General features: G+C 69.8%; 25 protein-coding genes. 11 read left to right on the top strand and 14 right to left on the bottom strand.

Going from position 1 to position 21,273, the window contains the following annotated elements; all coding sequences use genetic code 11:
- The first annotated feature begins 40 nt into the window (after window positions 1-40).
- Complete coding sequence (locus ACZ6O0_RS09685) at window positions 41-556, top strand: hypothetical protein (protein WP_465764419.1); 516 nt, start codon at window positions 41-43, stop codon at window positions 554-556.
- 141 nt (window positions 557-697) lie between these two features.
- On the opposite strand, the gene ACZ6O0_RS09680 is transcribed toward ACZ6O0_RS09685, so the two are convergent.
- The 4 genes from ACZ6O0_RS09680 to acs all read right to left on the bottom strand — a co-directional run bounded on the left by ACZ6O0_RS09680 (window position 698) and on the right by acs (window position 5,584).
- Entirely contained in the window at window positions 698-1,114 is a 417-nt protein-coding gene (locus ACZ6O0_RS09680; protein ID WP_465764418.1) for a MarR family winged helix-turn-helix transcriptional regulator, read from the bottom strand.
- A gap of 67 nt (window positions 1,115-1,181) precedes the next feature.
- Window positions 1,182-3,020 (bottom strand): asparagine synthase (glutamine-hydrolyzing), encoded by a 1,839-nt coding sequence (asnB, locus tag ACZ6O0_RS09675; RefSeq protein WP_465764417.1) that lies wholly within the window; start codon window positions 3,018-3,020, stop codon window positions 1,182-1,184.
- 84 nt (window positions 3,021-3,104) lie between these two features.
- Window positions 3,105-3,545 (bottom strand): hypothetical protein, encoded by a 441-nt coding sequence (locus tag ACZ6O0_RS09670; RefSeq protein ID WP_465764416.1) that lies wholly within the window; start codon window positions 3,543-3,545, stop codon window positions 3,105-3,107.
- Window positions 3,546-3,649: 104 nt separating this feature from the next.
- Window positions 3,650-5,584, bottom strand: coding sequence for an acetate--CoA ligase (gene acs / locus ACZ6O0_RS09665; protein WP_465765575.1), 1,935 nt, complete (start codon window positions 5,582-5,584; stop codon window positions 3,650-3,652).
- A gap of 241 nt (window positions 5,585-5,825) precedes the next feature.
- Here acs and ACZ6O0_RS09660 point away from each other — a divergent pair, with 241 nt between their 5' ends.
- Window positions 5,826-5,975, top strand: coding sequence for a hypothetical protein (locus ACZ6O0_RS09660; protein ID WP_465764415.1), 150 nt, complete (start codon window positions 5,826-5,828; stop codon window positions 5,973-5,975).
- A 2-nt stretch (window positions 5,976-5,977) separates the two neighbouring features.
- Here ACZ6O0_RS09660 and ACZ6O0_RS09655 read toward each other — a convergent pair whose 3' ends face one another.
- Window positions 5,978-6,421, bottom strand: a complete 444-nt coding sequence (locus ACZ6O0_RS09655) for a MarR family winged helix-turn-helix transcriptional regulator (RefSeq protein ID WP_465764414.1) — start codon at window positions 6,419-6,421, stop codon at window positions 5,978-5,980.
- Between the two features lie 113 nt (window positions 6,422-6,534).
- Here ACZ6O0_RS09655 and ACZ6O0_RS09650 point away from each other — a divergent pair, with 113 nt between their 5' ends.
- A complete protein-coding gene (locus tag ACZ6O0_RS09650) occupies window positions 6,535-7,209 on the top strand; it encodes a sugar isomerase domain-containing protein (protein ID WP_465764413.1) in 675 nt (224 codons plus the stop codon).
- Here ACZ6O0_RS09650 and ACZ6O0_RS09645 read toward each other — a convergent pair.
- Entirely contained in the window at window positions 7,206-7,964 is a 759-nt protein-coding gene (locus ACZ6O0_RS09645) for a GntR family transcriptional regulator (protein ID WP_465764412.1), read from the bottom strand. The genes ACZ6O0_RS09650 and ACZ6O0_RS09645 overlap by 4 nt on opposite strands.
- A 200-nt stretch (window positions 7,965-8,164) precedes the next feature.
- On the opposite strand from ACZ6O0_RS09645, the gene ACZ6O0_RS09640 reads away from it, so the two are divergent.
- The 5 genes from ACZ6O0_RS09640 (at window position 8,165) to ACZ6O0_RS09620 (ending at window position 12,529) form a co-directional block, all read left to right on the top strand.
- Window positions 8,165-9,112, top strand: a complete 948-nt coding sequence (locus tag ACZ6O0_RS09640; RefSeq protein ID WP_465764411.1) for a glutathione S-transferase family protein — start codon at window positions 8,165-8,167, stop codon at window positions 9,110-9,112.
- Between the two features lie 64 nt (window positions 9,113-9,176).
- Complete coding sequence (locus tag ACZ6O0_RS09635) at window positions 9,177-9,839, top strand: haloacid dehalogenase type II (RefSeq protein ID WP_465764410.1); 663 nt, start codon at window positions 9,177-9,179, stop codon at window positions 9,837-9,839.
- A gap of 70 nt (window positions 9,840-9,909) precedes the next feature.
- The gene (nhaA, locus tag ACZ6O0_RS09630) at window positions 9,910-11,124 is read left to right on the top strand and encodes a Na+/H+ antiporter NhaA (RefSeq protein WP_465764409.1); all 1,215 of its coding nucleotides are present in this window, start codon (window positions 9,910-9,912) and stop codon (window positions 11,122-11,124) included.
- Window positions 11,125-11,180: 56 nt separating this feature from the next.
- Window positions 11,181-11,624 (top strand): phage holin family protein, encoded by a 444-nt coding sequence (locus tag ACZ6O0_RS09625; RefSeq protein ID WP_465764408.1) that lies wholly within the window; start codon window positions 11,181-11,183, stop codon window positions 11,622-11,624.
- Window positions 11,625-11,674: 50 nt separating this feature from the next.
- A complete protein-coding gene (locus ACZ6O0_RS09620) occupies window positions 11,675-12,529 on the top strand; it encodes an alpha/beta fold hydrolase (RefSeq protein WP_465764407.1) in 855 nt (284 codons plus the stop codon).
- A gap of 98 nt (window positions 12,530-12,627) precedes the next feature.
- On the opposite strand, the gene ACZ6O0_RS09615 is transcribed toward ACZ6O0_RS09620, so the two are convergent.
- Genes ACZ6O0_RS09615 through nth form a run of 4 tightly spaced genes read right to left on the bottom strand, consistent with a single transcriptional unit; the run spans window position 12,628 to window position 15,927 of the window.
- Window positions 12,628-13,800, bottom strand: a complete 1,173-nt coding sequence (locus tag ACZ6O0_RS09615; protein WP_465764406.1) for a MarP family serine protease — start codon at window positions 13,798-13,800, stop codon at window positions 12,628-12,630.
- Window positions 13,797-14,552 (bottom strand): NUDIX hydrolase, encoded by a 756-nt coding sequence (locus ACZ6O0_RS09610; RefSeq protein ID WP_465764405.1) that lies wholly within the window; start codon window positions 14,550-14,552, stop codon window positions 13,797-13,799. The genes ACZ6O0_RS09615 and ACZ6O0_RS09610 overlap by 4 nt, the downstream gene beginning before the upstream one ends.
- Complete coding sequence (locus tag ACZ6O0_RS09605) at window positions 14,549-15,130, bottom strand: TlpA family protein disulfide reductase (protein WP_465764404.1); 582 nt, start codon at window positions 15,128-15,130, stop codon at window positions 14,549-14,551. The genes ACZ6O0_RS09610 and ACZ6O0_RS09605 overlap by 4 nt, the downstream gene beginning before the upstream one ends.
- A complete protein-coding gene (gene nth, locus ACZ6O0_RS09600; protein ID WP_465764403.1) occupies window positions 15,127-15,927 on the bottom strand; it encodes an endonuclease III in 801 nt (266 codons plus the stop codon). The genes ACZ6O0_RS09605 and nth overlap by 4 nt, the downstream gene beginning before the upstream one ends.
- Window positions 15,928-16,060: 133 nt before the next feature.
- Between nth and ACZ6O0_RS09595 the strand changes: the two genes are divergently transcribed.
- On the top strand, window positions 16,061-16,738 hold the full coding sequence (locus tag ACZ6O0_RS09595; RefSeq protein WP_167203704.1) for a cyclic nucleotide-binding domain-containing protein: 678 nt from the start codon (window positions 16,061-16,063) through the stop codon (window positions 16,736-16,738).
- 161 nt (window positions 16,739-16,899) lie between these two features.
- Here ACZ6O0_RS09595 and ACZ6O0_RS09590 read toward each other — a convergent pair whose 3' ends face one another.
- Genes ACZ6O0_RS09590 through ACZ6O0_RS09575 form a run of 4 tightly spaced genes read right to left on the bottom strand, consistent with a single transcriptional unit; the run spans window position 16,900 to window position 19,118 of the window.
- Window positions 16,900-17,667 (bottom strand): MBL fold metallo-hydrolase, encoded by a 768-nt coding sequence (locus ACZ6O0_RS09590; RefSeq protein WP_465764402.1) that lies wholly within the window; start codon window positions 17,665-17,667, stop codon window positions 16,900-16,902.
- Window positions 17,664-18,491 (bottom strand): NUDIX hydrolase, encoded by an 828-nt coding sequence (locus tag ACZ6O0_RS09585; RefSeq protein WP_465764401.1) that lies wholly within the window; start codon window positions 18,489-18,491, stop codon window positions 17,664-17,666. The genes ACZ6O0_RS09590 and ACZ6O0_RS09585 overlap by 4 nt, the downstream gene beginning before the upstream one ends.
- 7 nt (window positions 18,492-18,498) lie before the next feature.
- Complete coding sequence (locus ACZ6O0_RS09580) at window positions 18,499-18,960, bottom strand: RidA family protein (RefSeq protein ID WP_465764400.1); 462 nt, start codon at window positions 18,958-18,960, stop codon at window positions 18,499-18,501.
- Window positions 18,957-19,118 (bottom strand): DUF4177 domain-containing protein, encoded by a 162-nt coding sequence (locus tag ACZ6O0_RS09575; RefSeq protein ID WP_165553378.1) that lies wholly within the window; start codon window positions 19,116-19,118, stop codon window positions 18,957-18,959. Before ACZ6O0_RS09575 ends, ACZ6O0_RS09580 begins: the two co-directional genes overlap by 4 nt.
- Before the next feature lie 61 nt (window positions 19,119-19,179).
- On the opposite strand from ACZ6O0_RS09575, the gene bagA reads away from it, so the two are divergent.
- Both bagA and bagB read left to right on the top strand, forming a co-directional pair.
- On the top strand, window positions 19,180-20,130 hold the full coding sequence (gene bagA, locus ACZ6O0_RS09570) for an ATPase BagA (protein WP_465764399.1): 951 nt from the start codon (window positions 19,180-19,182) through the stop codon (window positions 20,128-20,130).
- Complete coding sequence (gene bagB, locus ACZ6O0_RS09565) at window positions 20,127-21,248, top strand: ATPase BagB (RefSeq protein ID WP_465764398.1); 1,122 nt, start codon at window positions 20,127-20,129, stop codon at window positions 21,246-21,248. The genes bagA and bagB overlap by 4 nt, the downstream gene beginning before the upstream one ends.
- Window positions 21,249-21,273 lie beyond the last annotated feature (25 nt).

Below are 21,273 nucleotides of genomic sequence, written 5' to 3'. Positions count from 1 at the left end.
CGTGTGAAGGTCAACCCTTGCCACTCAACCGGGCGGGGACATGCCGATCCACGTATTCGTCGACGAGACCAAGTCCCGAGGACTCCTGATGGCCGCCGCGCGCTGCCCATCAGGCGACGTCGCCGTCAATCGCAAGGCGCTCAGAGGTCTCCTGTTGCCGGGACAAGAGCGACTGCACTTCAACCACGAGAGGCCGGCACGTCGTAAGCAGATCCTCAAGGTCATCGCGGGGTTTCATCTGCTCGTGGACCTCTACAGCGCGGATCGGGATACGCATGCGGGTCGGCGCCGATGTCTCAAGGCGATCGTGCAGGACAGCGCCGCGACAGCTGAACGGCTTGTCGTCGAGTTGGAGGAGTCGACCTACGAGCATGATCGCCGGTGGCTCCGAGACGCTACCCGCCGCTTCGGCTGCCACGAAACGCTGCGCTGGGATGTGCTGGTGGCCAAAGCCGACCCGCTGCTCTGGGTGCCGGACGCCGTCGCGTGGAGCTGGATGCGTGGTGGCGAATGGAGACGAGCCGTGGCGCCGTTCTGTCAGCCGAGGGAGCTGTGAAAACGCGAAACCCGGCTCGTCCACCGTCCGGTGGGCTGCCGGGTTCACTTCCGGGGGACTCGTGTCCCTCGGCATCTCAACTGTAGCGGGTGTTGGTGGTTCGCGGAGGGGCTTCTGAGATCTGCCCCAGGTTGCCCCGGGTCAGAGGTCGTCGGCGATGCGGGCCAGGGCTTCGCCGGCTTTGAGGACGAGGGCTCGGTCGGCGTCGTCGAGGCGGCGGAGGAGTTTGGCGAGTTCCTCGGCGGCCTGGCGGCCGGAGGCTTCGACGGTGGCGGCGCCGGCCTCGGTCAGGACGACCGCGGTGGCGCGGCCGTCGACGGGGTCGGGTTCGCGGCGGACCAGGCCGGCCTCCTCGAGGGAGGCGACCGTGGTCGTCGCGGTGGGCTGCGAGCACGGCACCCGGGTGGCGATCTCGCCGATCCGGATCGGTTGCTCGTCGGCGATCAGCATCAGCGCCAGGAACTGCGTCGGGTGCAGGACCGCGGTGGTCCTGCTCCGGCGCAGGTGCCGGACGATCCGGTGCATGCTCACCAGCAGTTGCAGCGTTTCCTGAGCCATCGCGATCACCTCCGTGGGGAAGCGCCATCCTGGCACAGGCAACCAAAGAACACCTATCGCCCAGGTTTCAGTTGAGCCGGATGTCCGGGTGGTAGAGATCCAGCCAGGTCGCCGGCGACAGCGTCTGCTCCAGGTGCCGGCGGGCGCCGGCGCCGGCCGATCGGGTCAGCGATGCGGCCGCCTTCCGGTCGACCAGGTCGAACACCGGGTGGCGGTCGGCCAGCAGCCCACGGACCTGCCCGGCGAGGGCTTCGACGTACGCCGGATCCTGGGTCTGCGGGTACGGCGACTTCTTCCGCTCGGCGACCGACTCCGGCAGCACGTCCCGGGTCGCGGCCCGGAGCAGGCTCTTCTCCTTGCCGTCGAACGTCTTCAGCGACCACGGCGTGTTGTACACGTACTCGACCAGCCGGTGATCGCAGAACGGCACCCGCACCTCCAGCCCGACCGCCATGCTCATCCGGTCCTTGCGATCGAGCAGGATCCGGACGAACCGCGTCAGGTGCAGGTAGCAGATCTTCCGCATCTCCCACTCGGCGTCGGACTCGCCGTCCAGCCGCTCCACCTCACCGACCGCCTCGGCGTACCGATCTCTCAGATGTCCGCCCAGATCGAGCCGCTTCAGCACCTCTCGGCGCAGGATGCTGACCTGCCCGACCTCCCGCCGGGACGCCATGTAGGCGATCCACGGGAACATAGCCCGCTTCCGCACCTCGACGTCGTGGAACCACAGGTACCCGCCGAAAACCTCGTCCGCCGACTCACCCGACAGCGCGACCGTGGACTGCTCGCGGATCGCCGAGAAGAGCAAGTACAGCGAGCTGAAGATGTCGCCACCGAGCGGTGCGTCGTTCGCCCGGATCACCTTGCGCCGGATCTCCGGATCGGTCAGGTCGGCGTTGTCCAGCACGATGTCGGAGTGCTGCGAGTGGACCTTGTCCGCGACGTCGTGCACGTACGGCGTATCCGGGGTGGCCCGGAGTTCGGAAGGCTGGAAGTTCTCTTCGTGGCCGGTGAAGTCGACCGAGAAGCTGCGGACCTTGCGCCCCTCCTCGGCGAGCTGACCGGCCGCGAGTGCCGTGATCGCGCTGGAGTCGAGACCGCCGGACAGCAGCACACAACGTGGTACGTCGGCGATCAGCTGGCGGCGCGTGATGTCGTCGAGCAGCTCACGGACGTGGGCGACCGACGTGTCCTGGTCGTCGGTGTGCTCCTTGGTCTCCAAACGCCAGTACTTGCTGGTGTGGATGCCTGAGCGATCGACCGTGACCACGGTGCCCGGCTCGACCTCGTACATGCCGGCCCACAGCGAGCGGCCGGGAGTCTTCGAGACCGTGAGCAGTTCCCGGAGTCCGGCGGCTTCGACCAAGGCCTTGACGGCGGGGTTCGCCAGGATCGCCTTCGGTTCCGAGCCGAACAGCACACCGTCGGCCGTGGGGTAGTAGAAGAACGGCTTGATGCCCATCCGGTCGCGGACCATCACCAGGGTCTCGATCCGCGGGTCCCAGATGGCCAGCGCGTACATCCCGTTCAGCCGCTCGGCGAACGCCGTACCCCACTCGGCGTACGCACGGAGCACGACCTCAGTGTCGGAGTCGGTCCCGAACCGATGACCGCGGCGGCGGAGCTCGTCGCGCAGTTCGGTGTAGTTGTAGACCTCACCGCTGTAGACCATGCCGAGGGTGATCCTGTTCGCGTCCGAGCCGACCTCCGCGGTCATCGGCTGCTCACCGCCGGGGAGGTCGATGACGGCGAGTCTTCGATGGCCGAGCGCGACATGCGGGGCGTACCAGGTGCCTCGCGCGTCCGGTCCGCGACACGACATCGTCTCCGTCATCGCGTCGACGACATCCCGCTCGGTCCCCAGATCGTGCCGGTAGGCCACCCATCCGGTGATGCCACACATGGTCGCTCCTCTCCGGAAATACATTCTTCTCCAATGTATTTCTGGCGATGAGTGATCACAACGATCGTTTGAGTGACCAACCTCTCAGAGGTGTACGGCGAGGACGCCGAGCGCGAACGCGAGTCCGGTCAGCCCGAGCATCGCGCTCGCGAGCACGATGAGCCGCCGCTGCAGAACCGGCAGCTCAGCAGCGGTCGCGAACACCCGACTCGGCCAATGCCGCCAGGACACATACCAGAAGATCCCACTCGCCCCGAGCAACAACAGCCCTTTGACCGCGTGAATCCCCCAGTGATCCTGGTCGATCGCCAACAGCCCCAGCCCGCTGACCGCAATCGCCCCGATCAACCCAACCACCTTCCACCGATTGCCCGAGGCAATAACAGTGGTCAGCCCCTCCCGGCCCGCCTGGTCCGCCCCGAAGTACTTCTTCACCTTCGGCTGCACCACGAACAACGAGTACGCCATCCCACCCACCCACGCAGCAGCCAGACCGGCGTGGATGATGGCGAGGATCGCAGTCACACCGCAGACCCTAGGACAGCGAAGGGCCGCCGCAGTGGTGACCAGTCCAGGAAACGGAACAGCCCGTACGACGGAGCGTCGTACGGGCTGATCTGCGGAGATGGTCAGTCTTCGTCGGACTTGCCGGATTCCAGGTTGGTTCTGATGAGGTCCATGACGGTGGAGTCGGCGAGGGTGGTGACGTCGCCTACCTCGCGGTTCTCGGCGACGTCGCGGAGCAGGCGGCGCATGATCTTGCCGGAGCGGGTCTTCGGGAGTTCGGCGACGACCATGATCTGGCGGGGTTTGGCGATCGGGCCGATCTCCTTGGCGACGTGGTTGCGGAGTTCCTGGACGACGTCGGGGCCGCCGTCGCCGGCTTCGGAGCGGAGGATGACGAAGGCGGCGATCGCCTGGCCGGTGGTGGCGTCGGAGGCGCCGACGACGGCGGCCTCGGCGACCTTCGGGTGGGAGACCAGCGCGGACTCGATCTCGGTGGTGGACAGGCGGTGGCCGGACACGTTCATCACGTCGTCGACGCGGCCGAGGAGCCAGAGGTCGCCGTCCTCGTCCTTCTTCGCACCGTCACCGGCGAAGTAGACGCCCGGCCAGCGGGACCAGTACGTGTCGACGAAGCGCTGGTCGTCGCCCCACAGCGTGCGCAGCATCGACGGCCAGGGCTTGGTGATGACCAGGTAGCCGCCGGAGCCGTCCGGCACCGGCTTGCCGGCGTCGTCGACGACGTCCACGCTGACACCCGGGATCGCCTTCATCGCGGCACCGGGCTTGCCCGCGGTCACGCCGGGGAGCGGCGAGATCATGTGCATGCCGGTCTCGGTCTGCCACCAGGTGTCCACGACCGGCGCGTTGTTCCCGCCGATGTGCTCGCGGTACCAGATGTAGGCCTCCGGGTTGATCGGCTCGCCGACCGACCCGATCACCCGCAGCGAGGACAGGTCGAACTTCGCCGGGATCTCGGCGCCCCACTTCATGAACGTGCGGATCGCGGTCGGTGCGCAGTACAGGATCGAGACCTTGTACTTCTGGACGATCTCCCACCAGCGGCCCTGGTGCGGGGTGTCCGGGGTGCCTTCGTACAGCACGGAGGTGGTCGCGTTCGCGAGCGCGCCGTACACGATGTAGCTGTGCCCGGTGACCCACCCGATGTCGGCCGCGGTCCAGTAGACGTCGGTGTCCGGCTTGAGGTCGAACACACCCCACTGCGTGTACGACGTACCGACCAGGTAGCCGCCGGTCGTGTGCAGGATGCCCTTCGGCTTGCCCGTGCTGCCCGACGTGTACATCACGTACAGCGGGTGCTCGGCGTCGAACGCCTCCGGCGTGTGCTCGGTCGGCTGCTTGCCGACGAAGTCCTCCCACCAGAGGTCGCGGCCGTCGGCCATCGCGGTCTCCTGGCCGGTCCGCTTCACCACGAGCACGTTGCGCACGTCCGGACAGTCCGCCAGCGCGGCATCCACGGCGGGCTTCAGCGCCGCCGCCGCGCCGCGGCGGTAACCGCCGTCCGAGGTGATCACGACGCGGGCGTCGCAGTCCAGGATCCGGTCCTTCAGCGCCTCGGACGAGAAGCCGCCGAAGATGACCGTGTGCGGGGCGCCGATCCGGGCGCAGGCGAGCATCGCCACCACGGTCTCGGGAATCATCGGCATGTAGATGGCGACGATGTCACCGGCCTGGACGTTCAGCTCGAGCAGCGCGTTCGCGGCCTGGCTGACCTGGTCCTTGAGCTGGGCGTAGGTGATCTCGCGGGTGTCACCGGGCTCGCCCTCGAAGTAGTAGGCGACCTTGTCGCCCAGACCGTTCTCGACGTGCCGGTCGACGCAGTTGTACGCCGCGTTCAGCTTGCCGTCGGCGTACCACTTCGCGAACGGCGGGTTGCTCCAGTCCAGCACCTCGGTCGGCTCGGTGGCCCACGTGATGCGCTTGGCCTGCTCGGCCCAGAACCCCTCGAAGTCGGCGGCGGCGCGCTCGTAGGCATCGGCCTTGAGGTTCGCGTTCGCGGCCAGCTCGGCCGGCGGCTCGAACCTGCGCTCCTCGTGCATCAGGTTCGACAACGCCTCCGACTGGGCGGCTTCGGATTGGGGTGACTCTGCATTCGTCACGTCGACGACTCCTCCTCGCTGGCTTCCGGCGCTGGAGCGCCGGTTACCTTTCTACCAACGCAGACCCCGGCACGGGAACCGGCGTATCGCCGAGCAGCCCTCGATCTGCGCCGAACAGGGCCGATTCCGGGCTGGACGGGCCGGTGGGAACCTTTCTGGCGGGTCGTGCATCGGAGTTGACGTGAACCCGCTGCAGCCGAACCCCCAGCTGACGACGTCCGACGGAGAGCCGCGGAAGATCTCCCGCGCGGCCCGTCGCCGGGTGCACGCCCGCGAGTACCGCGTACGGCGGACTCAGAAGGCGGCCCGCGCCCAGCTTCCGGCCTCCTAGGGTCAGCCGGCCCGGTGGTAGGCCAGGAGGCGGCCGAGGAGGGTGGTCAGGCGGGTGCGGTCGGTGGGTGAGAGCGGGGCGAAGATCTCGTCCTGGGCCCTGGTGACCAGGGTGGTCAGGCGCCTGTAGTGCCGGCGACCCGCCGTGGTGATCGTGATGATGTTGCGGCGGCCGTCGTCCGGGTCCGGCGTACGCTCGACATACCCGTCGGCGGCCAGTTCGTTGAGGGCGGCAACCACGTCGCTGCGGTCGATGCAGCTGCGCCGGCCGAGCGCCGCCTGACTGGCCGGGCCGAACTCGACCAGCGTCGCGAGCAACCGGAAGTGGTACGCCCGCGCGCCGCCGGTGGCGAACGTCTCGCTGATGACCCGGTGCGCCTGCGTTGCACTCTGCGTCAGCAACCAGCTCGGCAACTGCGTCAACACGCTCGGCGTCTGCTCGTCCACACCCCGCAGTCTATCCGTTGGGGGGTCCTACGATTCGCGCGCGCCGAGCAGCTCGTCCCGTGCTCCGGTCGCCGCATCAGCTGGTGGAGGAGGTTGCGGGTAGGTTCGTCGCTATGGCTGGGGCTGAGGGGTACTTGCAGCAGGCGTTGGAGGTTGCGCAGCGGGCGGCGGAGACGCAGCTCGGGGCGATCCGGGTGGCGGTTGCGCTGGTGGTGGATGCGCTGGCCGCGGGGAAGCGGTTCTGGGTGTTCGGGACCGGGCACAGTCACACGCTGGCCGAGGAGTTGTACGGGCGCGCCGGCGGGCTGGCCGACGTCCGGGCGGTGCTCGAACCGGGGCTGATGCTGCACGAGGGGTTGCAGAAGGGTTCCCTGCTCGAGCGGTTGCCCGGGCTGGCCGACGTACTGCTGGAGACCAACGGGATCGCCGCGGGTGACGTCGTCCTGATCGCGTCGAACTCGGGGCGGAACGCCGTACCGGTGGAGTTTGCGCTGGGGGCGCGGAAGCGGGGTGCTCAGGTGATCGCGCTGACGTCGATGGCGCACAGTACGGCGACGACGTCGCGGGCGCCGGGTGGTCAGCGGCTGTTCGAGACCGCGGACGTGGTGATCGACAACTGCGGCGTCCCCGGTGACGCGCTGATCGAGGTCCCCGGCAGCCCAGAACGCACCGGCGCCACGTCCACGATGGCCGGCGCCCTACTCCTCCAGGCTCTCACCGTCGAGATCGTCACCCGCCTCACCGACCGCGGCGAGACCCCGAACGTGCTCCGCAGCCTGAACGTCTAGGTGGCGCGGTAGGCGACGGTGATGTCGTAGCGGTCGGAGCGGTAGATGGAGCGGCCGAACTCGATGACCTCGCCGGAGGCGGTGCGGGGGGCGGAGGTGATGATCAGGCAGGGGGTGGCGGAGTCGATCTCGAGGAGCTGGGCGTCGCCCGGCTCGGGTGGGGCGGCGACGATCGAGGCGGAGACCATGCCGAGGGTGACGCCCCAGCGGGAGGACAGCTCGGTGTACAGCGAGTTCTCGTCGAAGTCGACCTCGTCGAGGCCGGGGTAGCGGTGCAGGGACAGCGCGGTGCGCTCGATCGCCATCGGCTCGCCGTCGGCGGTGCGCAGCCGGACCAGGTGCAGCACCGGGGTGCCGATCGGCTCCTCCAGCTCGCGCGCCAGGTCCTCGTCGGCCGCGCCGACGCGGTGCTCGAGCACCTTCGCGCCGGGCTTGATGCCGCGCTGGATCATGTCCTGGCTGAACGACGAGGCGAGCATCCGGGACGGCCGCGGCTCGGCGACGAACGTGCCGCCACCGGGACGGCGGGCGGCCAGCCCCTCGGCCACGACCCGGTCCACTTCCTGCCGCACGGTCATCCGGGCCACACCGAAGCGCTCGGCCAGGACCCGCTCCGACGGCAGCACGGTGCCGACCGCCAGCGAGCGGGTGAGGTTCTCCAGAATCTCGCGGATCTGGTCACCCTTGGGGCGATCGGTCCGAAGCTCCGTGGGGAGTTCGGCGAGGTCGCCGGGGTTGTTCCGTGGGCGGGCCATGAAGTCAGTATCCCTGGGAATGTGCCCGGCAAACCGGTTGCCGGGGGACGCGAGCCGCGGTCGTACTCCTGATCTTCTCCGTGCTGTGTGGCCGCCGGAACACACTGTCCCGATGTACCTTGTCAGCCCGACTGTAACGGCTGCCCTCACCTCCCGGCCAGTAAGCTCCCACAATCTCGGCCGGGGGTAGTTTTACCGCTATGACTCGCGGACAGTTCGTGCAGGAGAGCTCACCGACGGGCGAATGGAAGCGGCAGGGCAATCGGTTCACCGGGCGGATCACGCGCGACTCGCGGTCAGCTCCCGGCGAAGGCCCGGACGACCGGGGTCACTGGCCGGTCGAGCCCGGGCGGTACCGGCTGGTGGTCAGCCTGGCCTGCCCGTGGGCGCACCGCTCGGTGATCGTACGGCGACTGCTCGGGCTGGAGGACGCGATCAGCCTGGCGATCGTCGACCCGATCCGGGACGAGCGCGGCTGGCGGTTCACCCTGGACCCGGACGGCCGCGACCCGGTGCTCGGGATCGGGTTCCTCTCCGAGGCGTACCGGCGTACGGACCCGTCGTACGACGGACGCGTCACGGTGCCCGCGATCATCGACACGCTGACCGGGCTCGTGGTCACGAACGACTACCCGCAGATCACGCTGGACCTCTCCACCGAGTGGGCCGAGTTCCACCGCCCGGACGCGCCGCAGCTGATCCCGGCCGACCGGACCGAGATGGACGTGCTGATCGAGGAGATCTACCGGGATGTGAACAACGGCGTCTACCGCTGCGGCTTCGCGACCAGCCAGGAGGCCTACGAGGAGGCGTACGACGCTCTGTTCGAGCGACTCGACATCCTCGAGGAGCGGCTGGCGGACCGCGCGTACCTGCTCGGCGACACGCTGCGCGAGGTCGACATCCGGTTCTTCACCACCCTGGTCCGCTTCGACGCGGTCTACCACAACCACTTCAAGTGCAACCGGCAGAAGCTCACCGAGTTCCCGCACCTGTGGTCCTACGCCCGCCGCCTCTACCGGCTCCCATGCTTCGGCGAGACCGTCGACTTCGACCAGATCAAACGCCACTACTACGTCACCCACCACACCATCAACCCCACGGGCATTGTCCCCAAGGGCCCCGACCCCCGCGTCTGGACAGCCTGACCACATCCAAGTCCTGGTTGCCCTCAGCAACATCCAGCTGGCCAAAGAGAGATGGGGAGACGTGATGATCGAGGTGCTGGTGCTCGATGTCAACGAGACGCTGACCGATCTGGAGCCGTTGCGGGCGGGATTCGCCGCGGCGGGGTTGTCGCCGGAGAGCTTGGATACGTGGTTCGCGGCGACGTTGCGGGACGGGTTCGCGCTGACGGCGGCGGGGGCGTACGCCGACTTCCGGGTGGTGGGTGGTGATGTCCTGGCGGGCCAGCTGGCCGCCGCCGGGATCGACCCGACCGAGGAAGCGATCAGCGGGGTGCTGTCCGGGTTCACCCGGCTGCCGCTGCACCCGGACGTCGCGCCGGGGCTCCGCCGGCTGCACGCGGCCGGGGTGCGGCTCATCAGCCTGGCGAACGGGTCGGCGGCGATGTCCGAGCGGGTGTTCACCGAGGGCGGGATCATCGAGCTGCTCGAGCACCGCCTCGACGTTGCGGCACCGCAACGGTGGAAGCCGCACCCGGACGCCTATCGGTACGCCGCCGAGGTGTGCGGCGTGGACGTGGAACGGATGGGACTCGCCGCCGCGCACCCCTGGGACATCGACGGCGCTCGCCGGGCCGGGCTGCGGGGCTTCTACATCGACCGGCGGCGTACGCCGTACCCGAAGGCGTTCCTGCCACCGGATCTCGCGGTCGCGGATTTCCAGACGCTGGCCTCGGAGCTCGGCGCGTAGGATCATCGCAGGGTGTGCCGGGAAGTCTGGTCGGCATGTGTCCGACCGACCCCGAAGCGAAGGGCCGATCATGAGCCAGCACCCGCGGATCAGGCAGAAGAAGCGGGCGTTCCCCCGGATCCTCGGGCGCGAACGCGCGTTCCTCGCCGACACGTTGCGGGCCGAGACAACCGGTGGGCTGCTGCTGCTCGGCGCGGCCGTGGTCGCGCTGGCCTGGGCGAACTCTCCGTGGCAGGACGCTTACCACCACCTGCGCGACACCCAGCTCGGGCCGCTCACGCTCGAGGGCTGGGCCTCGGACGGCGCACTGACGTTGTTCTTCTACCTGGCCGGGGTCGAGCTGAAGCGTGAGCTCGTGGTCGGCACGTTGTCGAAGCTGACCGAGGCGGTCGTGCCGGTGGTCGCGGCGATCGCGGGAATGGTGCTCCCGGCAATCATCTACCTGGTGGTGAACCTGACCGCGGAGCACGGACGGCCGCACGGGTGGGCGGTGCCGACCGCGACCGACATCGCGTTCGCGCTCGCCGTCCTCGCGATCGTCGGGTCGTCGCTGCCGAGCGCGCTGCGGGCGTTCCTGCTCACGCTGGCCGTGGTCGACGACTTCGGTGCCATCCTGGTGATCGCGGTGTTCTTCTCGCACGGCTTCCACCCGCTCGCACTGCTCGCCGCGGCGGCCCTGATCGCGGTCTGGTACCTCCTGCAGCACCGCCGGATCCGTACGCCGTTCCTGTACGTCCCGGTAGCCATCGGCGCGTGGTGGTTCATGCACGAGTCGGGGATCCACCCGACGATCGCGGGTGTCGCGCTCGGCCTGGTGACCCGGGTGGTCCCGGATCCCGGTGAGGAGCACGCGCCGGCCGAGCGGATCGAGCACCGGCTCCGGCCGTGGTCCGCGGGTGTCGCCGTACCGCTGTTCGCGTTGTTCGCGGCGGGCGTGACGCTGAGCGGGAGCACCGTACGGACGATGCTGACCGACCCGGTCGCGATCGGCGTGGTCGCCGGGCTGCTGCTCGGCAAGTCGATCGGGGTCTTCGGCGGGTCGTGGCTGACCGCGCGCTTCACCCGGGCCGAGCTGAACTCCGACCTCGCCTGGCGCGATGTCGGCGCGGTGTCGGTGCTGGCCGGGATCGGATTCACGGTCGCGCTGCTGATCGCCCAGCTCGCGTTCGAGGGCGACGTCCCACAGGTGGAACGCGCGAAGGCCGCCGTCCTGATCGCCTCGGTGCTGGCCGCGCTGATCGCCACGGGACTGCTGGCCCGCCGGAACCGCGCGTACGCCGATTAACCGGAGGCATGGCGGTAGTGTCGGGGAGACGGACCTGTGGAAGGAGTGCCATGTCGATGGGGCAGAACGGGGACGGGCCCACGGTCGGCCAGCTCGTCGCGAACGCGAGCAAGGACCTGTCCAACCTGGTCCGCAGTGAGATCGAGCTGGCGAAGACCGAGCTCAAGAAGACGGCCGTGAAGGCCGGGACCGGCGCCGGCATGTTCGCCGCGGCCGCCTTCCTGGTCCTGCTGGTGATCGTCCTGCTGTCCATCGCCGCGGCGTACGGACTCACCGCGGCCGGGCTGCACCCGGCCGTCGCCTTCCTGATCGTTTCCGGGGTCTACCTGCTGATCGCGGCGGTGCTGGTGTTCATCGGGATGCGGACGCTGCGCAGCGCGAAGGGACCGCAGCGCGCGATCGAGACCTCGAAGGAGTCCGTCGAGGCGCTCAAGGCGATCGGCAAGGGCGACCAGGAGGACGCCATCGACGCCGGGCCCGCGTCGGGCGTACGGCGCTGAGCCCGGCAGGTGTCGTCGACCTGCTGGTCGACGGGCCCTGGTCACACTCGTTGGTCGCGGCCAACGGGGCACGCTTCCATGTCGCCGAGTGCGGCGCCGCGGACGATCCGCTGGTCCTCTTCCTGCACGGCTTCCCCGAGTTCTGGTGGGCCTGGCGTCATCAACTGCCGGTGGTCGCGGCGGCCGGCTACCGCGCCGTGGCGATGGACCTGCGCGGGTACGGCGCCAGCGACAAGACCCCGCGTGGGTACGACCCCTACACCGCGGCCGCTGATGTCTCTGGAGTGATCCGATCGCTGGGGGCCGCGGATGCGGTCGTGGTCGGGCACGGCTGGGGCGGCTTCATCGGCTGGTCGGCCGCCGTACTCGCGCCCCGGCAGATCCGCGGACTGGCGGCTGTCTCGGCGCCGCACCCGCTCCTGCTGGCGCGGTCCGGTCAGACCAAGGCACTGACCCGCACGGCGTGGTTCCAGCTGCCGATCCTCCCGGAGCGCCGGCTCCTCGCCCACGACGGGATCCACATCGAGGGTCTCCTCCGCGCGTGGTCTGCCCCGGGCGGCACGTTCCCGGACGCGGAGGCCTCTCGTCGCTACCGGGCGGCGCTCCAGGTGTGGCCGGCTCCGCACTGCGCACTCGAGTACCACCGCTGGTTCGCCCGCTCCCGACTCCGTCCCGACGGTCGCAAGTACTCGGCCAAGATGCGTACGCCGATCGCCGTACCCGTGCTGCAGATCCACGGCGCCCAGGACTCCGCCGTCTCCCCCACCGCGACCACCCCGCCGCACCTGGTCACGGCGCCGCTGCGCCACGAACTCATCACCCCGGCCGGCCACTTCCCCCACGAGGAGGCGCCGGATCTGTTCAACAACCTGGTGGTGGACTGGCTGAAGTCAGTCGGATCGTAGAACACTCGGCGCCGGCGCGGGACTCCGGCGCTTTGTTGCTGGAGGCAACTCGTCGACCAGGTTCTCCTTGCCCGCAAAGGTCTCCCGGACCTGCTGCATCACGTGCAGGACTGGGTGGAAACCTCTTGGGTGGCGGTGGTGCCGTCCCGGGCGTCGTCGGAGACCTGATCGGCGGTGAGGACGTAGCCGGTGCGGTTGTCCTCGACCGAGGCGGCGAAGACCACGCCGTACACGGTGCCCTTGGACGACAGCAGCGGGCCGCCGGAGTTGCCGGGGCGGACCGAGGCCCAGATCGAGAAGGCCTCCCGGGTGACCGTGCGGTCGCCGTAGATGTCCGGGCCGCGGAGACGTTCCTCGGACCGGATCCGGGCCGGCTCGGAGTCGAACGGGCCGTTCTCCGGGTAGCCGAGGACGACGGCCGGGTCGTCCGCCTTGCCGGTGAAGTCGAAGTCCAGCGGCTTCTCGGTCAGCTTCGGCACGTAGAGCACGGCGATGTCGACCTCGGGGTCGAAGAGGACGACGGTCGCGTCGTACTTCTTGCCGTTCACCTCGACCTGCGGCGAGCTCACGCCCGCGACCACGTGCGCGTTCGTCATCACCCGCTGCGGCGCGTAGACGAACCCGCTGCCCTCGAGACCGCGCGAGCAACTGGCCACCCCGGTGACCTTCGCGATCCGGGTGTACGCCGAGCGGACCAGCGGCTGCCGTGCGATCGCGCTGTCCGGCGGCTGCGTCTCGCGGATCCGCTCCGGCACGAACGGGTCGAGGAAGCGCGGGAACAGGTCGGTGTTGACCACGTCGTTGAACGACTGCAGCGCCCGGTCGGCGCTGCTCGGCAGCACCTCGTCGACCTTCGCCAGCACCTGCGAACCGCGCACCGCCGACGTCACGCTCGGGATCCGCGCGCCGCTCACCGCGACGCCGAGCACCCAGGACACGATGAGCACCGAGACCGCCGCCAGCGCGGCACCACCGAGGGCGTCGAGGAACTTCACCGGCCGCCAGGACAGCTTGTTCCGGACTCTGGACCCGACGACGGCGCCCAGCGTCCGGCCTATCGAGGCCAGCAGCACCACCAGCACCAGCGCGGCGAACGACACCGACACGCTCGGCGAGAAGTTGTCCAGCACCCGCGGCACGCCCCAGACGCCGATGGCGGCACCGCCGAGCAGACCGAGAGTGGCACAGGCGCCCAGTACGAACCCCTCGATGTACCCCGAGATCGCCACCAGCGCGGTGACGATCAGGAGCGCCCAGTCGAGCTTGCTCACTCCACACCTTCCGAACGTCCCAGGTCGTGCTCGATGGCGGTCAGCCTGCGCACGTCCTCCGGCCGCCGTCCCTCACTCCGCCAGGCCGCCTCGACCAGCCGGTCGGGCAACGGTACGACGACCGAGGGGTCCCAGTCGCGCGCCCACCCGCCGAGCAGGAGCAATTTGTCCAGCAGGCCCGCGGTGAAACCCCAGATGTAGAGGTTGCCGATGGTGAAGGCCGGCCCGGTGAATCCGGACGGGTGCAGGCAGCTGATCCGGTTCGCCGGGTCGGCCAGGGCGCGCACGGACACGGTGTGCACCGACGCGACCTCGGCCGGGTCGACCACCGCGACCGGTGACGGCTCCCGCCACCAGGCCAGCACCGGCGACACGCCGAAGTTGCTGACCGGCACCCACAGCGCGGGCCAGACCGCGAACGGTACGACGCCGGACGGAACCAGCCCGGTCTCCTCCTCGGCCTCGCGCAACGCGGTCCGCACCATGCCCTCGTCGCCGGTGCCGTCCTCCGGGTCGACGCCACCGCCGGGGAACGCCATCTGCCCGGCGTGCTTGCGCAACGTCCAGGCCCGCTCGGTCAGCAGCACCTCCGGGCCATCGTTGCCATCAGCAAGCAAAATCAGGACGGCGGACTTCCGCACGGACGGATCGTCGGGCGGCAGGAACCGCGACAGCTGGTTCGGGTCGACCTCCTCGGATGCCTTCGCCAGCTGCTTCAGCCACTCCGGGATCTCCACTCCGTCGAACGTCACAGGGTGACCCCCAGCTTGTCCTTCACCAGTTGGTCGAGCTGCGCCTGCGAGGTCAGCACACCGCGGTGCACGAAGACGGCACCGTCGGCGTCCACGAACGCCGTCAACGGCGGCCCTCCCACCTTCAACGGCCCCTGGATCGCCTTGTCCTGATCGACCAGGTGCGGGTAGGCGAGACCTTCGTCGGTCGCGAACCGCACCGCGAGCTCCGGCCGCGGGTCGGCGTAGTCGATGCCGAGCATCTTGACCTTGCCCGACTTCGCCAGCTTCGCCAGGTACGGCGCTTCGTCGCGGCAGGGCCCGCACCACTGGGCCCACACGTTGATCACGAGCGGACCACGCAGGTCAGCGAGCCGGATGTCCGGGCCGTTGCCCAGACAGGGCAGGCTGACATCGGGCAGGCCGTTGGTGACCGGCGGCTTCGACGGGGTCGACGGGCAGGCGGCCAGCTTGTCCGCCCCGGCCACCGTCGTCCCGGCGGTCGCGGTGGTCGCGCCGGGCTGTTCGGATCCACACGACGCCAGGACCAGTCCGGCGACGAGCCAGCTGATCGTGCACAGCGCCGTACGGAAGCTCACGCCGGGACCTTCACCAGCTTCGCCGCGGCCTCGGGGTCGGTCGGACCGGTGCCGAACGACGGGCACCACTGGGCCACCGGGCACGCGCCACACGCCGGCTTCTTGGCGTGGCAGCGGCGGCGGCCGTGGAAGATCAGCCGGTGCGACAGCATCGTCCAGTCCTTCTTCGGGAACAGGGCGCCGATGATGTGCTCGACCTTGACCGGGTCCTCCTCGGTGGTCCAGCCGAACCGGCGGACCAGCCGGCCGAAGTGCGTGTCGACCGTGATGCCGGGGACTCCGAAGGCGTTGCCGAGGACGACGTTCGCGGTCTTGCGGCCGGTGCCGGGGAGCTTGACCAGCTCCTCCAGCTTGCCGGGCACGACCCCGTCGTACTCGTCGACGAGGGCCTGGCCGAGCTTGATCACGCTGTTGGTCTTGGCCCGGAAGAAACCGGTCGGCTTGAGGATCGCCTCCATCTCCTCCCGGTCGGCCTCGGCGTACGCCTGGGCGGTCGGATACCTGGCGAACAGGGTCGGGGTCACCTTGTTCACCGTCACGTCGGTGGTCTGGGCCGAGAGGATGGTGGCCACCAGCAACTCGAGCGGGGTGGTGAAGTCCAGCTCGCAGTGAGCGTCCGGATACGCCTCGGTGAGCACCTTGTGCATCTTCCGGGCCCGGCGGACCAGCTGGGTGGGCGTCTCGTCGACGAAGACCGGGGCCTTGCGGGGCAGCTTCAGGGGCACCGTCAGGACGGGGCCGGGGAGAGGCCCTGAGGCGGGCCCGGAGGCGGGCACCGCGACACGCTGGGATGGCATGGAGGCAAGCCTACGTGGCGGCGCCGACACCGGAGGGGCTACGGTTTTGGGGCAACCGGGTGTGAACGACCCGGTGCCGGACGGGGTCGATCCCCCGCCCGCAGTCGTGGTCGAAGGTCCTAGGAGGCCCAAAGTGGATGCCGCAGTGCTCCGACAGGCACCGCTGTTCAGTCAGCTCGACGACGAGGCGGCCGACGCCCTGGCCGCGTCGATGACCGAGAGCCGGCTGCGCCGCGGTCAGGTGCTGTTCCACGAGGGCGATTCCGGTGATCGGCTGTTCATCGTGGTCGAGGGCAAGGTCAAACTCGGCCGGACCTCCGCCGACGGGCGGGAGAACCTGATCGCCGTGCTCGGCCCGGGACAGATGTTCGGCGAACTGTCGCTGTTCGACCCGGGACCGCGGTCCGCGACCGTCACCGCCGTCACCGACGCCTCGCTGATGTCGCTGACCCACGACGAGCTGCTCCGTTGGCTCGACGGCCGCCCCGCGGTGGCCCGTGGCCTGCTGCTCCAGCTGGCCTCCCGGCTGCGCAAGGTCTCCGACGTGGTCGCCGACCTGGTCTTCTCCGACGTGCCGGGCCGGGTCGCGAAGGCCCTGCTCGACCTGGCCAGCCGCTTCGGCCGGACCGCCGACGACGGTGTCCACGTCCACCACGACCTCACCCAGGAGGAGCTGGCCCAGCTGGTCGGCGCCTCCCGCGAGACCGTCAACAAGGCCCTGGCCGACTTCGCCTCCCGCGGCTGGGTCCGCCTCGAGCCCCGCTCCGTCGTCCTCCTCGACGTAGACCGCCTCCAGCGCCGCGCCCGCTAGGGCGTGTCTCCCGATCCCGCGCCGTAGCGAGCAGGTGCTCGGTGCGGTGCATCGGCGCGCTGGAGCGAAGGTCTCGATGCGGAGCATCGTGGCCTTTGCGCCAGTGCGGCGAGGTGCCGTGCCGAGTGCCGCGCAGTAGGCGCGGGATCGGGAGACACGCCCTAACTGTTCAGGTAGGCGAGTTGGGCCCGCACCGAGCGTTCGGCGGCGGGCCAGAGGGTGCGGTCGACGTCGGCGTAGACGTGTTCGACGACGGCCTGTGGGGTGGTGTGGCCGGCGGCTACCGCGGCGCGGACCTGGGCCAGGCGTTCCTGGCGGTGCTCGATGTAGAAGGTCAGGACGTCGGCGGGGTCCTCGATGACGGGGCCGTGGCCGGGGAGGAGTCGCTCGACCCCGGCGGGTGAGTTGGCGAAGGCCAGGAGGCGGTCGAGGGACTCCAGATAGGGGCCCAGGGCACCGTCCGGGTGGGCCACCACGGACGTCCCGCGGCCGAGGACCGTGTCGCCCGTGAGGAGCGAGCCGTCCTGCGGGAGCCAGAAGCAGACGGAGTCCAGGGTGTGGCCGGGGGTGGGCAGGACCTCGATGCGGAGGCCGCCCGCGGTGATCACGTCGCCTTCGGACAGGCCGTGGGCGTGGTCGGTGGGGATGCGGAACGCGGGATCGACCGCGCGTACCCCGCAGCCGGCCTGGTTGGCGAACCAGGCGGCGCCTTCGGAATGATCCGGGTGCTTGTGAGTGAGCAGGACGACGGCGACCTGGCCGGCCGCGGCGAGCACCTCGCGGAGGTGATCTTCGAGCATCGGGCCCGGGTCGACGACCACGGACTGCTCCGCGTCCGGGGCGCGGAGGATCCAGGTGTTGGTGCCCTCCAGAGTCATCGGGCCGGGGTTGTTCGCGAGCACGCGGCTCACGTAGTCGGTGACTCTCATGTGGTCTCCAGATAGGCCTGGTCGCCGTCGACCCGCACGGTCGGCAGGATGGTCCGGATCTCCCGTTCGCCGGCGGCGCCGAGGATCGCGGCCACGTCGTCGTACTGCGCGAGCTCGCGGCAGCACACGTACGTCGGGGGCAACATCAGCACCTCGCCTGCGTCGACAGCGGCCACCGCGTCCGCCGGGCGGATCCAGGTGACCTGGTCGGACTCGCTCGTCACGTCCCGGGTGATCTGCCCGGCCGGGAGCGCGGCGACGAAGAACGCGGTGTCGTATCGCTTGGGCTCGAACTCCGGCGTGATCCAGTGCGCCCACGCCCCCAGCAGGTCCGCCCGGAGCAGCAGGCCCCGGCGCCGCAGGAAGTCGGCGAACCGCAGCTCACCGGCTTCCATGGCAACCCGATCCGCCTCCCAGTCCGCGCCGGTCGTGTCCCCGACCACCGTGTCGGTGGACGGACCGGCAAGCAGTACGCCGGACTCCTCGAACGTCTCGCGGACCGCGGCGGCGACATAGGCGGCGGCCAGCTCCGCCGAGCACCCGAGCCGGGCGGCGAAGTCCGCCGGCGGCGGACCGGACCAGGAGCCGGCGATCGCCGAGTCGGCCGGGTCGACCCGGCCGCCCGGGAACACCGTCATCCCGGCGGCGAAGGCCATCGTCCGCTGCCGCCGGAGCAGATAGACCTCTGGTCCGGTGGCGGCGTCACGCAGCAGGATGACCGTCGACGCCGGCCGCGGCTCGACCGGCGTACGACGTCCGCGGGCGAACTCCAGCGCTGTCTCGGCCATCCGGCCGGTCATCAGCTCCGACGTCAGATCCCGCACGAGCGCGTCAGCCGACCTCGACGATCAACTCGACCTCGACTGGCGCGTCCAGCGGAAGCACCGGTACCCCGACCGCACTACGGGCGTGCTGGCCCGCCTCGCCGAAGACCTGGCCGAACAGCTCGGAGGCGCCGTTCGCCACCTGCGGCTGACCGGTGAAGTCGGGCGTGGACGCGATGAACGCGACCGCCTTGACGATCCGCGTGACCTTCGCCAGGTCGCCGATCTCGGACTTGACCGCGGCCAGCGCGTTCAGCGCGCACTGCTGGGCGCACTGGCTGGCGACCTCGGCGCTGACTGCGTCGCCGACCTTGCCGGTGGCGATCAGGGTGCCGTCCCGCAGCGGCAGCTGACCGGACGTGTAGACGAGGTTCCCGGTCCGGACGACCGGGATGTAGGCGGCGACCGGCTTGGCCACGTCGGGCAGCTTCAGGCCGAGCTCGGCCAGCTTCTCCTCGGGGTGGCTCATTTGTCCTCGATCTCCCGCTTGAAGTAGGCGACCAGGTTCTCCGGGTTCAGCCCCGGGACGACCTGGACGAGCTCCCAGCCGTCCTGGCCGAAGTTGTCCAGGATCTCCTTGGTCGAGTGGACCAGCAGCGGTGCGGTGAAGTACTCGAACTTCTTCATGAAGGGGACTCTAACGGGCTCGCAGACGGTGTGCTGTGGGCCACGTCCTACCCTTGACCGTATGGCGCGACTGCACGTGGTCACCGGTAAGGGGGGCACCGGGAAGACGACCGTTGCGGCTGCCATGGCACTCGCACTGGCCGAGCAGGGCCAACGCGTCCTGCTCGTCGAGGTCGAAGGACGGCAGGGGCTCGCCCAGCTCTTCGACGTACCGCCGCTGCCGTACGTCGAACGCCGGATCGCGCAGGGACCCGGTGGCGGCGAGGTGTTCGCGCTGGCCGTCGACGCCGAGGCCGCCCTGCTGGAGTACCTCGACATGTACTACCACCTCGGCCGGGCCGGGAAGGCGCTCGAGAAGGTCGGCGCGATCGACTTCGTCACCACGATCGCTCCGGGGCTGCGCGACGTACTGCTGACCGGCAAGGTCTACGAGGCGACGCGACGCAAGTCACACGGACGGCTCGCGTACGACGCTGTCGTGCTGGACGCACCGCCGACCGGGCGGATCGCCCCGTTCCTGAACGTGAACTCCGAGGTCGCCGGGCTGGCCAAGGTCGGGCCGGTCCGCAACCAGGCGGACGCGATCATGGGCATGCTGCGGTCGGACGTGACCCGGATCCACCTGGTCACGCTGCTCGAGGAGATGCCGGTCCAGGAGACGCTGGACGCGGTCGCCCACCTCGAGGCGCTCGATCTGCGGATCGGGTCGATCGTGGTGAACATGGTCCGCAACAGCCCGCTCGACGACGACGCGCTCGCCCTGGCGGTGAAGGAGAAACTGCCGGTCACCGAGCTCACCAAGGGTCTGCGGGCGGCCGGTCTGACGGCCGGCGCCGAGCTGGTGAGGACGCTGGCGACCGAGGCGCGCGACCACGCCATCCGGGTCGGGCTGGAACGCGAGAACCGCGACCGGATAGATGCCTTGGGCAAGAAGGTGACCGAGCTGGCGCTGCAGCCCGAAGGGATCGACCACGGCGCCCTGGTCGACCTGGCCGAGGAGTTCCGAGCGTGACCGATCTCGATCTCGACGCGCTGATCGACGATCCGTCGACGCGGATCGTCGTCACCTGTGGTGCGGGTGGCGTCGGCAAGACGACGACCGCGGCGGCGCTGGGGCTGCGCGCGGCCGAGCGCGGGCGGAAGGTCGTCGTACTGACCATCGACCCGGCCCGGCGGCTGGCGCAGTCGCTCGGGCTGACCGAGCTGGACAACACCCCGCGGGCGGTGGCCGAGGTCGACACCGCGAACGGCGGCCGGCTGGACGCGATGATGCTGGACATGAAGCGCACCTTCGACGACGTCGTCCTCGCGCATGCGACGCCGGAGAAGGCCGAGCAGATCCTGGCGAACCCGTTCTACGTCGCGCTGTCGTCGTCGTTCGCGGGGACGCAGGAGTACATGGCGATGGAGAAGCTCGGCCAGTTGCACAGGCAGGCCGAGCGGACCGGCGACTGGGACCTGATCGTGGTCGACACCCCGCCGTCGCGGTCGGCGCTGGACTTCCTGGACGCGCCGGAGCGGCTGGCGTCCTTGCTGGAGGGGCGGTTCCTCCGCCTGCTGCTGGCGCCGGCTCGCGGGCCGTTCAAGTTGATGTCCGCCGGCGTGAACATGGCGATGTCCGTGCTCAACAAGGTCCTCGGCGCTCAGGTGCTGACCGACGTCCAGACCTTCGTCGCGGCGTTCGACACGTTGTTCGGCGGCTTCCGGGCGCGGGCCGAGCAGACGGTGGCGCTGCTGCGTGAGCCGCACACGGCGTTCCTCATCGTGGCCGCGCCGCAGAACGACGCGTTGCGGGAGGCGTCGTACTTCGCCGAGCGGTTGCGGGCCGAGGGCATGCCGCTGGCCGGCGTCGTCCTGAACCGGGTCATGAACACGGACGTGCCGGACCTGTCGGCGGAGCGCTCACTGGGTGCGGCGGAGCGGCTGGAGGAGGCGGACAAGTCGCCGCTGACGGCCGCCGTCCTGCGGTTGCACGCGGACAAGATGCAGCAGGTCGTCGGCGACCACAAACGGGCCGACCGGTTCCGCCGGGGCCACCGGACGACGCCGACCGTCGAGGTGCCGGCCCTCGCCGACGACGTGCACGACCTCACCGGTCTGCGCCAGATCGGCGACCTGCTGACCGCCTAAGTGGTCAATTTCACCCACAGCGAAC

The organism is Kribbella sp. NPDC048837, from assembly GCF_055586945.1.
Note: the sequence above shows the minus strand (reverse complement) of the source record. Positions and strands in the feature narration are given on the sequence as shown.